This is a genomic window from Candidatus Latescibacter sp. IFSED24, from assembly GCF_058273205.1.
Window position 1 is genome coordinate 3,770,153 of sequence record NZ_CM177850.1, and the last position, 11,586, is coordinate 3,781,738.

Annotated in this window: 11 protein-coding genes; 6 read left to right on the forward strand and 5 right to left on the reverse strand. The window is 68.4% G+C overall.

Features of this window, described 5'->3' with window-relative positions:
• Positions 1–8: 8 nt before the first annotated feature.
• On the forward strand, positions 9–1,355 hold the full coding sequence (locus IFSED24_RS15255) for a dihydroorotase (protein ID WP_491332335.1): 1,347 nt from the start codon (positions 9–11) through the stop codon (positions 1,353–1,355).
• On the opposite strand, the gene IFSED24_RS15260 is transcribed toward IFSED24_RS15255, so the two are convergent.
• The 3 genes from IFSED24_RS15260 to IFSED24_RS15270 form a co-directional block, all read right to left on the reverse strand.
• Positions 1,352–1,786: a hypothetical protein gene (locus IFSED24_RS15260; protein ID WP_491332336.1), complete on the reverse strand. Its 435-nt coding sequence runs from the start codon at positions 1,784–1,786 to the stop codon at positions 1,352–1,354. The two genes, IFSED24_RS15255 and IFSED24_RS15260, sit on opposite strands and share 4 nt — an antisense overlap.
• Before the next feature lie 129 nt (positions 1,787–1,915).
• Positions 1,916–4,168, reverse strand: a complete 2,253-nt coding sequence (locus IFSED24_RS15265) for an NADP-dependent malic enzyme (RefSeq protein WP_491332337.1) — start codon at positions 4,166–4,168, stop codon at positions 1,916–1,918.
• A 115-nt stretch (positions 4,169–4,283) separates the two neighbouring features.
• Positions 4,284–4,658 (reverse strand): hypothetical protein, encoded by a 375-nt coding sequence (locus tag IFSED24_RS15270; protein WP_491332338.1) that lies wholly within the window; start codon positions 4,656–4,658, stop codon positions 4,284–4,286.
• Positions 4,659–4,949: 291 nt separating this feature from the next.
• Between IFSED24_RS15270 and IFSED24_RS15275 the strand changes: the two genes are divergently transcribed.
• Positions 4,950–6,131 (forward strand): two-component system sensor histidine kinase NtrB, encoded by a 1,182-nt coding sequence (locus IFSED24_RS15275; RefSeq protein WP_491332339.1) that lies wholly within the window; start codon positions 4,950–4,952, stop codon positions 6,129–6,131.
• Here IFSED24_RS15275 and IFSED24_RS15280 read toward each other — a convergent pair.
• Positions 6,128–7,018 (reverse strand): ATP-binding protein, encoded by an 891-nt coding sequence (locus IFSED24_RS15280; RefSeq protein WP_491332340.1) that lies wholly within the window; start codon positions 7,016–7,018, stop codon positions 6,128–6,130. The two genes, IFSED24_RS15275 and IFSED24_RS15280, sit on opposite strands and share 4 nt — an antisense overlap.
• Before the next feature lie 107 nt (positions 7,019–7,125).
• On the opposite strand from IFSED24_RS15280, the gene IFSED24_RS15285 reads away from it, so the two are divergent.
• From IFSED24_RS15285 to IFSED24_RS15300, 4 genes are all read left to right on the forward strand, one after another.
• Positions 7,126–7,836, forward strand: a complete 711-nt coding sequence (locus tag IFSED24_RS15285) for a Crp/Fnr family transcriptional regulator (RefSeq protein WP_491332341.1) — start codon at positions 7,126–7,128, stop codon at positions 7,834–7,836.
• 113 nt (positions 7,837–7,949) lie between these two features.
• A complete protein-coding gene (locus IFSED24_RS15290; protein ID WP_491332342.1) occupies positions 7,950–8,267 on the forward strand; it encodes a TusE/DsrC/DsvC family sulfur relay protein in 318 nt (105 codons plus the stop codon).
• Positions 8,268–8,399: 132 nt separating this feature from the next.
• Positions 8,400–10,085 carry an FAD-dependent oxidoreductase gene (locus tag IFSED24_RS15295; RefSeq protein WP_491332343.1) on the forward strand — a complete coding sequence of 562 codons (1,686 nt, stop codon included), beginning with the start codon at positions 8,400–8,402 and terminating at the stop codon, positions 10,083–10,085.
• Between the two features lie 277 nt (positions 10,086–10,362).
• Positions 10,363–10,746, forward strand: a complete 384-nt coding sequence (locus IFSED24_RS15300) for a hypothetical protein (RefSeq protein ID WP_491332344.1) — start codon at positions 10,363–10,365, stop codon at positions 10,744–10,746.
• 48 nt (positions 10,747–10,794) lie between these two features.
• On the opposite strand, the gene IFSED24_RS15305 is transcribed toward IFSED24_RS15300, so the two are convergent.
• A complete protein-coding gene (locus IFSED24_RS15305) occupies positions 10,795–11,574 on the reverse strand; it encodes a hypothetical protein (RefSeq protein WP_491332345.1) in 780 nt (259 codons plus the stop codon).
• Positions 11,575–11,586: the final 12 nt, after the last annotated feature.

Consider the following 11,586-nt stretch of genomic DNA (forward strand, 5'->3'; position numbering starts at 1 on the left):
CCTGACCCGTGACCGACGCTGCCAGCATCCTCATCACCGACGCCCGCCTGGTCAACGAGGGAACCGTCGTGACCACCGACGTCCTGGTCCGCGACGGCCTCATCGCCGCCATCGCCCCGGACCTCGCCTCACATCCCGCCGACCTCGTCATCGAGGCCGCCGGCAAGTACCTCCTGCCCGGCCTCATCGACGACCAGGTCCACTTCCGCGAGCCGGGCCTCACCCACAAGGCCGACCTGGCCAGCGAGTCGCGGGCCGCGGTGGCCGGCGGGGTCACGAGCTTCATGGACATGCCCAACGTGCAGCCCCCCACCCTGACGCTCGCGGCGCTGGCCCATCGCGAACGCCTGGCCGAGCACGCCTCGGTGGCGAACTACGCCTTCTACCTCGGCGCCAGCAACGACAACCTCGACCAGATCCGCAACCTCCCGCCCGGCCGCACCTGCGGGGTGAAGGTGTTCATGGGCAGCAGTACCGGCAACATGCTGGTGGACGACCCCGACGCGCTGGCCGCGATCTTCCGCGACGCTCCGGGGCTGGTGGCCGTGCATTGCGAGGACGACCCGCTGATCCGCGCCAACGAACTGGCGTGGACCGGGCGGTTCGGCGAGGACATCCCCTTCACCGAGCACCCGGCCATCCGCAGCGCCGAGGCCTGCTACCGCTCGTCGTCGCTCGCGGTCGAACTGGCGAAGCAGCACGGCACCCGCCTGCACGTCCTGCACCTGACCACGGCCCGCGAGCTCGCGTTGTTCGCCGCCGGCCCCGTGCGGGACAAGCGCATCACCGCGGAGGTCTGCGCCCACCACCTGTGGTTCAGCGATGCCGATCACGAGACTCTCGGCCCGCTCCTGAAGTGCAACCCGGCGGTGAAGACCGCCGCCGATCGCGACGCGCTGCGTCAGGCCCTGCGCGACGGCCGCCTCGACGTCATCGCCACCGACCACGCTCCCCACACCCTCGCCGAGAAGCAGCAGCCCTACCTTCGCGCGCCCAGCGGCCTGCCGCTCGTGCAGTTCCTGCTGCCCGCGCTGTACGCCCTGCACGTCCAGGGCGTGTTGACCATGCCCGAACTGGTGGAGAAGGCCTGCCACAATCCCGCCCTGGTGTTCGGCGTGCGGGAACGCGGCTTCGTGCGCGAGGGCTACTGGGCGGACCTGGTGCTGCTCGATCCCGAGCGGCCCTGCGCGGTGACGCACGACCAGGTGCTGTCGAAGTGCGGCTGGACGCCCTTCGCGGGGACCACCTTCCCCGGCAACGTGGACACGACCATCGTGTCGGGCCGCGTGGCCTGGCGCGATGGTCGTGTCGAGGAATCCTGCCGGGGTCGTCGGTTGGAGTTCGAGGCCGACTAGAAGTAGATGCCCGCCGTCACCGCCAACCCGTCCCAGTCCGAGATGATGTACTTCAGCTCGGCGAAGGCCGCCGTTTTCTCGGTGAACATGAAGTTGAAACCGCCGCCGACGTTGAAGCCGAACTTGGCGCTGTCCGAGTTGAAGGCGAACGACAGGCCCGCCAGCGGATAGAAACGACTGGACTGGCCAGGATTGATGATGAAGTGGTAGTCGGCGTCGAGGCGGAACGTGGTCTTGCCGTGGAAATAGACCGAGCCCTGGCCGGTGATCTGGGAGATGTCGCCGCCCAGCCAGAAATCCTTCCTGGCCTGGATGCCGAAGTCGCCGTCGAGCACGCCGGCGCCGAGCCCCCAACCACGGGTTCCGGCAGAGGCGGTGCCGGCCAGTGCGAGCATGATGATCGTGAGGATGAACGGGCGCAGAAATTTCATGGCGATCCTTTCTCAAGGTCGATGACACGAGGCTCGAGAGAGCGGCGTTGCTGCGGTTGCCGCAGGCAGCATAACGCCGGATGCCCTAGTTGATCAATCGAACATTCCCGGCAGCGTGGCGGCGTACTCCTAGGCCCTCCCCACCTCGTAGGCCGACATCACCGCCATGTTCACGATCTCGCTCACCGAGGACCGCATGCTCACGATGTTGATGGGCTGCTTCAGCCCGTAGAGCAGCGGACCGATCACCTCGCGCTCGCCGAGGTGCGCCACCAGCTTGTAGGCGATGTTGGCGCTCTGCAGGTCGGGGAACACCAGCACGTTGGCCTCGCCCCGGACCCGGCAATCGGGCACCGCCTTCTCGCACATGTCGCCGAGCACGGCCACGTCGGCATGCATCTCGCCGTCGGCACGCAGCTCGGGGTGTTCGCGGTTGAGGATCCGCACCGCCTCGCGCACCTTCCGCGAGTCGGCCGTGTCGTTGTCGCCGTAGTTGGAGTACGACAGGAGCGCCACCACCGGCTCCAGCCCGAAGTGCCGCGCGAGCTGGGCCGCGATCATGGCGATCTCGGCCAGCTCGTCGGGCGAGGGAGAGATGTTGATGGTGGTGTCGGCGAAGATGAACACCCGCTGATCCACCAGCACCACGTGCATGCCGACCACGCGACGGGCGCCCTCCTTCAGCTCGGCCAGCGGCAGCACGCGGCGGATCACCTCGACGTAGCTGCGCTCGGCGCCGCAGACCATGCCCTCGGCCTCGCCGGTGCGCAGCATCATCACACCATGGTGGATGGGACGTCGCACCAGGCGACGGGCGGTGTAGTAGTCGTAGCCCTTGCGCGCGCGCTCGTGGTGCAGGAGCCGCGCCATCTGGTGCAGGTTGGGACACTTGTTCGGGTTCTTGATGGCCACGCGGTCCAGGTCCAGGCCGATGGGCTCGGCGCGCTCGGCGATCACCACGGGGTCGCCCAGCAGCACCGGCATGCAGAAGCCCTCGTCCACCACGATGCGGCAGGCCTCGAGCACGCGATCGTTCTCGCCCTCGGCGAAGACGATGCGGCGCGGGCGGGCGCGCGCCTTGTTGCGGATCTGGGTCATGACCATCCAGCTGCGGTTGGTCATGCCCTCGAGGCGAGTGCGGTACTCGTCCCAGTCGAAGATCGGCTCCCTGGCGACGCCGGTCTCGCAGGCGGCCCTGGCCACCGCCACCGCCTCCACCGAGAGCACCCGCGGATCGAAGGGCTTGGGGATGATGTAGTCGGGGCCGAACTCGAAATACCGGCCGCCGTAGGCCGCCGCCACCTCCTCGGTCACCGGCCGGCGCGCCAGTTCGGCCAGCGCGTTCGCCGCGGCGAGCTTCATCTCCTCGTTGATGCCCGTGGCGCGCACGTCCAGGGCGCCGCGGAAGATGAAGGGGAAGCCCAGGACGTTGTTCACCTGGTTGGGGAAGTCGCTGCGGCCGGTGGCGACGATGGCGTCGTCGCGGGCGGCCGTGGCCTCGTCGTAGGTGATCTCGGGGTCGGGGTTGGCCAGCGCGAACACGATGGGCCGCGGCGCCATGGACTGCACCATCTCGCGCGTCACCAGACCCGCCACCGAGCAGCCGAGGAACACATCGGCGCCGGTCATGGCCTCGGCCAGCGTCCGCTTCTCGGTGTCCACGGCGAAGGCTTCCTTGTACTCGTTCATGCCCTCGGTGCGTCCCCGGTAGACCACGCCCTTGCTGTCGCACAGCGTGACCTGCTCGCGGGGAATGCCCAGCGAGATCATGAGGTTGGCGCACGCGATCGCCGCCGCGCCGGCTCCCGACACCACCAGCTTCAGCGATTCGATGGTCTTCTTCTGCAGCTTCGTCGCGTTGATCAGCGCGGCCGCCGCGATGATCGCCGTGCCGTGCTGATCGTCGTGAAAGACCGGGATGTTCATGGACTCCTTGAGCCGCTTCTCGATGACGAAGCACTCGGGAGCCTTGATGTCCTCGAGGTTGATGCCGCCGACGGTGGGCTCGAGCAGTTCGCAGGCGCGGATGATCTCCTCGGGATCTTCGCTGTCCAGCTCGATGTCGAACACGTCGATGTGGCCGAACCGCTTGAAGAGCACGCCCTTGCCCTCCATCACCGGCTTGCCGGCCAGCGGCCCGATGTTGCCCAGCCCGAGCACCGCGGTGCCGTTGCTCACCACGGCCACCAGGTTGCCGCGGTTCGTGTAGCGGTAGGCCAGCGCCGGGTTCTGTGCGATGGCCTTGCAAGGCACGGCCACGCCCGGGGTGTAAGCCAGCGAGAGGTGCCGCTGGGTGAGGCACGGTTTGGTGGGAACGACCTCGATCTTGCCGGGACGATCCTTGGCGTGATAGTCGAGGGCATCCTGGTCGCGGATAGCCATGGTGTTGTCCTTTTCATGGCGATGAGAGGCTGGGACTTTTCGGTGGGAGTGTCGACCAATCCAGAGGTGTTGTCCAGGACTGAACAGGCGATATCGGAAAGGCCGGAGCGGTCGCTCAGATGACCTCGACGCGCACGATCACCCGCCCGGCGAATTCCTCGGGCCAGAGCGGTGCCCGGCGTTCCTCGCCGCCCACGGTGCGCCGGATCACCACGCGGTGCGGGGCGTCGTCGATATGGACCATGAGCTTGCCGCGCTCGTTGCCCAGCAGGAAATTCAGCTTCTCCTGCGCCAGGCGCCGCCAGCCGTTTTGCTGATAGGTCGCCACCACCCGGGCCAGCACGTCTTCGGGCTCCACATCCTCGTGGACCAGCCACCAGCGCACGCCCCGGCGGGTCGCTGTCAACGGTGGCGGTGGCATACCGGGTTGCGGACGCAGACGGGGGTCGGCGTGGTTGAGCGGTTCGGCGAAGCTGGAAAGGTCGAGCATCTCGCCTCGGCGGGCTCCGGCCAAGTGGCCGCCGGTAGGCCTGGCCAGGTCCGGTGGCCCGCTGCATGTAGATTGGCAGATTTACAAGTGACGTTCAAGCGGGACATGCCGCTCGTGATGTGGTATGATCAATGGCGTGGCCGGATCCGAGATCCGGCCGGGTCCGGGGGGGCTGGATTCATCGGTGAATCATGAATCCGCGGGAGACGACATTCGTGTGCCGGCATGTCTCGACCTGGTCAGGACAGCCGGCGTCGCCACGTCATGCGTGGATCGCGAGGTGTCCTTTCCATGAGCAAACACCCCTCCGGCTCAACCGACTGGCACTTCACCGAGCTCTTCGACATCGCGGAGATCCAGAGCCTCCAGGATTCCTTCGCCCGCACACACCGCGTCGCCAGCGTGATCATCGACCCCGACGGCGAGCCCATCACCCGCCCCAGCAACATCCCCCACGGCCTGGACGAGTTCTGGGATCGCGGCGCGAGCATCAGGGTGGGGGAGCGTCACCTGGCCCGCTGGCTCGTGGGCCCGGGCGCCAACGGACACGCTCGTGGCGCGGCGGCGGCCCGGATCATGTCCTCCGACCGTTTCGATCAGGTCTGCTGTTTCCTCGACCTCATGGCCGACACCATCTCGCGTCAGGCCGTGGCCAATGCCGAGCTGCGGCGCATCATCGCCGCCAAGGAGCGCGCCGAGCGCGAGCGCGACAGCCTCGAGGAGCATCTCCGCCTGAGCGCGGGACTCGAGGCCGTGGGCCGTCTCGCCGGGGGCATCGCCCACGATTTCGGCAACCTTCTCTGCGCCATCCAGGGCTACGCCGAAGTGCTGGCCGATCAGATTCCCGAACCCGTGGATCCGGGCGAACCGGCGGTGCGCATCCTCGCCGCCAGCGAGCGCGCCAGCGACCTGGTCACGCGGTTGCTGGACTTCTCGCGCCATCGCCCCGGTCGCCGCGACGTCCTGCACGTCGGTGATCTGGTGGCCGAGACCATGGCGTTGCTCGAACGCACCCTGCCGGCCAACATCGAGCTGGAACAGGAATCCTACGGACAGGTCGGGCCGATCCTCGGCGACAGTTCATGCCTGGAGTCGGCCCTGCTCAACCTGGGGATCAACGCCGGTCACGCCATGCCCGACGGCGGTCGGCTCACCTTCGCGGTGCGCGACCGTCGTTTCCCCGCCGCGGGCGAGACCACAGGCGGTCGTTCGGGACGATACGTGGAGATCCAGGTCCGCGACACCGGCGTGGGCATGGACGAGGAGACGCGGCGCCACATCTTCGAGCCGTTCTTCACCACGCGCGGCGACAACGGGACCGGTCTCGGCCTGACCAGGGTCTACGGCAGCGTGAAGGCGCACAGCGGTCACATCGAGGTGGAGAGCGCGCCGGACCGCGGCACGATCGTCACCATCCTGCTGCCGGCGCTGGCGACATCCGCTGCGTCGCGACCCGGATTGCGCGCGGGCTAGAGGCCCGGACCGTACAGCACCCGCTCGCCCACCAGGCGGCCGTCGGTGGCCACGGTGACCTCCACCACCGACAGGTTCTCGCGACCGCATTGCTCGGCTGCCCGCACGGCCATCTGTGAGAGACCGCCGCAACACGGCACCTCCATGCGCACCACCAGCGCCCGCGGGATCGAGGGCTCGGCCATGATGCCGGCCAGCTTCTCGACGTATCCCTCGGTGCGGTCGAGCTTGGGGCAGGCCATGACCACTCCGCGGTTGCGCACGAACCGCCATTGGGCGTCCGGCATGGCCACTGGTGAGCATGTACTCAGAATACTGAGTTCACGATTCTTGAAGAACGGTGCGCCGGGGCGGACCAGATGCAGCTGGATGGGCCACTGGCCGAGGCTGGGTGGGATGACGGTGCCGGGGTCCTGGCCGCTGGATGCAGCAGGGCCACCGGTGGTCGAACCGGTGGCCCCTGGAAAGGGTGCGGGTGCCCCATCGACAAACGACGGGTTGGGGGAGGAGGGGGAGACACCGCCGTCTGCCCTTGGAAACACCCGCATCTGCGAACCAGGACAGCCGCCGCTCGTGGGCTGGCCGTGCGCCTGGCCGTGTCGGGCCGCCGCCCGATCGAACTCTGCGATTCCTTGCTGGCCGCGGATCTTCGCCACGTGATCTCGAGCAGCGGCGGGGTCGTAGTCGGCGACCTCGCGCTCCTCGATGGTGATGGCGCCGGCATGACAGGTGCCGACACAGTCGCCGAAGCCATCGCAATAGTCGTCCCGGACAATTCTGGCCTTTCCGTCGATGATTTGCAAGGCTCCTTCGGCGCATCCGATCACGCATTCGCCACAACCGTCGCACAATTCTTCATTTATCTGGATAATCTGGCGCTTCGCCATCTTGATTCTCCTGCGTTGGTTCCGCGGCCGCAATTCAAGGATAAGATATATCCTGGTTGCGGAATCGACCTTGACCAAGGTCAAGGTCTCGCATCATCTTACGCCCCATGGAAAAACTCCGCCGCACACCCCGCCTCAAGGCCGATCTCCTGGTCCGCTGCCCGCTCTTCTCGGGCCTGGATCCCGAACAGCTGCTCACCCTGGGCGGCCTGGCCTCGCTCCGGCGATACGATCGCGGCGAGATCCTCTTCCAGCAGGACACCCCCGCGCAGGGTTTGCACGTGATCACCCGCGGACGCGTGGAGATCTACCGGGCCGGAGCCGAGGGTGCGCGCCGCCTGCTCCATCTCTTCGGCCCGGGCGAGGTGGTCGGCGAGGTGCCCGTGTTCGAAGGGGGGCCCTTCCCGGCCACCGCGGCGGCGGCGGCTCCCGTGGCCGAGGCGCTCTTCCTGCCGCGCGACCAGTTCCTCACCCTGGGTCGCGAGCGCCCCGAGATCCTGCTGCGCATGCTGGCCACCCTGAGCGTGCGCCTGCGCCAGTTCGTGGGCCGGATCGAGTCGCTGGCCTCGCGTCCGGCTCCCGCGCGGCTGGCCGCGCGCCTGCTCGAACTGGCCTGGGAGCAGGGCGATCCGGGGCAGTCCAGCGAGGTCGTCGTGCTGCCCTCGAGCAAGGCCGACATGGCCCGCACCCTGGGCATGACCCCCGAGACCTTCAGCCGTCTGCTGCGCCGCTGGCGCGAGGATGGCCTGATCCGCGTCGATCGGCGCGAGGTCGAACTGCTGCGCCCGGAGACCTTGCAGGAAGTCACAGAGGAATAGCGGATTTTTCCTCCTGTACCCGGCCGCGAGCAATGATTAAAATTGAACAACATCGCCAGCTGTCTTCGGGACACTACGAACGCTACCTTCCCGACCATTTGGAGGATCCAGGTATGCCCAGCCTCACCCATGGCGCGGTCACCATCGAGGTCGACGACGACGGTTTCATGATCAATCCCGAGCAGTGGGACGCGCAGGCTGCCCTGGCCCTGGCCAGCACCGAGGGCCTGGACGAGCTGTCCGAGGACCACTGGAAGATCATGAACTACATCCGCGAGTACTACGCCGAGTTCGGCGTGGCGCCCATGGTCCGCAAGCTCTGCAAGGAGACCGGCTTCAAGCTGAAGGAGATGTACACCTTGTTCCCCAGCGGGCCCGCCAAGGGCGCGTGCAAGGTGGCGGGGCTGGAGAAGCCGACAGGTTGCGTGTGAGCGCCGTGTAGAGCCGCATTGGGGGAATCGAGGGCGGCCTGTTGGCCGCCCTCTTGCGTGGACTTGGCGATCCCCCGGCCGCCCCCTTAACTTCTTACCGCATCACCCATCCCCCTCGCTCGGAGGCCTCCCGTGCCCGACCCCCGTATCCTCGTGCTCGGCGCCAATGCCGCCGGTCTGAAGGCCGCCGCCCGCGCGCGTCGCCTCATGCCGCGGGCCCGCATCACCGTGGTCGACCAGCGCGAGTTCATCAGCTACGGCACCTGCGGCCTGCCCTACGTGCTCAGCGGCGAGATCGAGCGTCTGGACGCGCTGCGGGAGACCGGCTATGGCGCCGTGCGCGACGCGGCGTTCTTCCACTCGGTGAAGGATATCGACGTGCAGACCGGGCAGCGCGTGGTGGCCATCGATCGCGACGCCAAGGCCGTGACCGTGGAGGCGGTTGGCGACGGCGCGCGCACCATGATCATGTACGACAAGCTGGTCTACGCCCTGGGCGCGGCGCTACGGGTGCCGGTCGGCGTGGAGATGGGTTCGCGGGTGACGCCGGTGACCACGCCCGAGGACGTGCTCGGCCTGCGCGAGGGGCTGCGGACCGGCCGCGTGGAGAAGGTGGCGGTGATCGGCGGCGGGTTCGTGGGCGTGGAGACGGCGGTGGCGCTGGTGGACATGTGGGGCGCCGAGGTCGCCCTGCTCGAGATCGAGGATCGCCTCCTGCCCACCATGCTCGACCTGGATATGGCGCGGCTGGTCAGCAACGCGCTCGGACAGGCCGGGGTGGCCGTGCATTGCGGGAGCCAGGTCCGGAGTGCGCGCAGCGAGGGTGAGGGCGCCGTGATCGAGCTGGCGAGCGGACCCCTGCGTGTCGACCACGTGGTGGTGGCCGCCGGCGTGAACCCGCGCACCGATCTGGCGCGGGCCGCGGGCCTGGCGGTGGGCGAGCGGGGCGGCCTGGTGGTGGATGCCAACCTGCGCACCAGCGATCCCGACATCCTCGCCGCCGGCGACTGCATCGAGCTGATGAACCATGTCTCGGGCGAGCTCTGCCTGGTGCCGCTGGGTTCGCTCGCCAGCCGTCAGGGTCGCGTGGTGGGCGACGTGCTCGCGGGCCGCGACACCGAGTTCCCCGCGGTCACCGGCAGCGCCGCGGTGAAGGTGCTCGAGACCAACGTAGCGGCCACGGGCCTCAGCGAGACCGCCGCCCGCCGCGCCGGCTACGAGCCCGCCGTGGCCTGGGGCGCGTTCGGCGATCGGACCCACTTCTTTCCCGAGCACGAGCGCCTCTATCTCAAGCTCGTCTACGAGCCGGACGGCGACCGCCTCCTGGGTCTGCAAGCAGTGGGCCGCGGCGATGCGGTCAAGCGCGTGGACGTGTTCGCGGCGTTGTTGCGCCAGGATGCCGACCTGGTCGATCTGCTCGACGTGGAGGTGTGCTACTCGCCGCCCTACAACGCTCCCCTGGATCCCCTGCAGGGCCTGGCCGCCGCGGCGCTCAACGCCCGCGAAACCGGGCTGGGACAGCTGCCGCCTCATGCCGAGACCGGCGGACGGTTCGTCCTCGACGTGCGCACCGTGGCCGAGTCCGCTGCCAGCGACCCGCCGCCGCCGCCCGGCGCCGTGAACATCCCGCTGGAGGAGTTGCGGCAGCGGGCGGACGAACTGCCGGCCGGCCAGCCGCTGTTGATCTTCTGCGCCAAGGGCCCGCGCAGCTTCGAGGCCGCCCGCATCCTGCAGGACCGTGGCTTCGGCGATATCGTCTATCTCGCCGGCGGCGCCGAGATGCGCCGGGCGGGGCGGATGACCGGCCCGGGCGATTGACATCGTCGCCGACCATGCTAAGTTCAGACCGCTAGACCGCTTATTGGGGGGCGGAAAGGCGACACCAGTGTCGATGTGCTTCTGTATGTGGTTTCCCGTATTCGTAGCGGTATATCCGTCTCTATCCACATCCCGCTTACCAACTCTTCATCGCGTGGAGCCGCCATCGTGCCGGCTTCCAGAACCAGCGGCCCCCGGGATCGGGGCCGTCCGGGGAATCGTATCATCAGCTCCGGGCCGCGGCTGACCGGCCGGATTGGGAGCAGGAGAGTCGACGATGGATCAGGACAACTCCCTCAAGAATTGCTGTAGCCAGCTCGGCATCCGGTGCGTCTGCGAGTACAGCCACGTGGAACCGCGCTTCCGTGTCGAACTGCAGCGCGACGAGGTCGGGACCGTGCTGAGTCTGACGCTGCGCAACGACAACGCCTTCACCGCCCGGGCCGTGGATTGCGACCCGCAGCTGCCGGGTCTCCTGCTCGAGGTGATGGAGGAGACGGTGGTGCGGGAGGACCAGCTCGGCCTCTGGCTGCCCAGCAAGCAGCTGCACCTCTTCCTCGTTCGCAGACTGGATCACCGGGAGGGCGGGGACGAATGGGTCGTGCAACGGCCGCCGCAGGGGAAGCTGCCTCGTACCGCGGCCGAGGCGGCCGCGGGTTAGCCGACGGCACGGTGGCGCCGCTCGCTGCACGGCGGCGCCCTCGGTCGATCAACGGATCAGCACTCCGCGCGAACAGGTCGCCTGGCCTCGCGAACCGATCAGCCGGAACGTGTAGACCCCGCTGGGCAGGGCCAGGCCCGCCGCATCGCGCCCGTCCCAGGGCACGATCACGGACGTCGCGCCCGCGACGCCGGACCAGGGAGTGGCCAGGAGGCGCCCGCGCAGGTCGAGGACCTGGAGACGCCCCGCGCTGCCCGCGGGGAGGCTCAGCTCGAGCTGCGTGCGTGGATTGAAGGGATTGGGGTAGAGCGACAGCTCCAGCGCTGCGGGCAGCTGCGGCGCCACGCCCGAGGTGTCGTCGACGCGGACCTGGTCGTCGAGCAGCTCCGCGTCGGGATAGTCGCCGCCGCCCGGCGGCAGCAGCGTGAACTCCACGGTGGTGATGGGCGAGATGCCGGTGGCCGTGCCCTCCACGGTCCAGCGCCAGATCTCGCCCGGGCCGGTGGCCCACTCGCTGGCGCCCAGGATGACGCAGTAGCCGTGCCAGACGTTGGGCGCGTCTTCCTCGAATCCCGCGAAGAGGTTGTAGCCGTCGAAGAGCGCGCCCGGGCCGCCTTCGACGGTGGCGACTACCGCCGGGTCGAACTCGATGTAGATCTCGACCGTGCGCACATCGAGCGCCTCGTCGAGGACGATCGACAGCGTGGCCTGATCGCCCAGGGTGACCAGGGTGTCGCTGGGCGACCAGTGCAGGAAGGGCTCGGCGTCAGCCGCCAGAGCCAGAATCGAGAGGCTGACCAGGGCGAGGACCATGATGCGGTGGAACATGTCAGGCTCCGT

Excerpts from the sequence above, each read along its gene's own strand:
- IFSED24_RS15260 (WP_491332336.1), bottom strand. The coding sequence starts at position 1,786 with ATGAAATTTCTGCGCCCGTTCATCCTCACGATCATCATGCTCGCACTG.
- IFSED24_RS15265 (WP_491332337.1), bottom strand. The coding sequence starts at position 4,168 with ATGGCTATCCGCGACCAGGATGCCCTCGACTATCACGCCAAGGATCGT.
- IFSED24_RS15270 (WP_491332338.1), bottom strand. The coding sequence starts at position 4,658 with ATGCTCGACCTTTCCAGCTTCGCCGAACCGCTCAACCACGCCGACCCC.
- IFSED24_RS15275 (WP_491332339.1), top strand. The coding sequence starts at position 4,950 with ATGAGCAAACACCCCTCCGGCTCAACCGACTGGCACTTCACCGAGCTC.
- IFSED24_RS15280 (WP_491332340.1), bottom strand. The coding sequence starts at position 7,018 with ATGGCGAAGCGCCAGATTATCCAGATAAATGAAGAATTGTGCGACGGT.
- IFSED24_RS15285 (WP_491332341.1), top strand. The coding sequence starts at position 7,126 with ATGGAAAAACTCCGCCGCACACCCCGCCTCAAGGCCGATCTCCTGGTC.
- IFSED24_RS15290 (WP_491332342.1), top strand. The coding sequence starts at position 7,950 with ATGCCCAGCCTCACCCATGGCGCGGTCACCATCGAGGTCGACGACGAC.
- IFSED24_RS15300 (WP_491332344.1), top strand. The coding sequence starts at position 10,363 with ATGGATCAGGACAACTCCCTCAAGAATTGCTGTAGCCAGCTCGGCATC.
- IFSED24_RS15305 (WP_491332345.1), bottom strand. The coding sequence starts at position 11,574 with ATGTTCCACCGCATCATGGTCCTCGCCCTGGTCAGCCTCTCGATTCTG.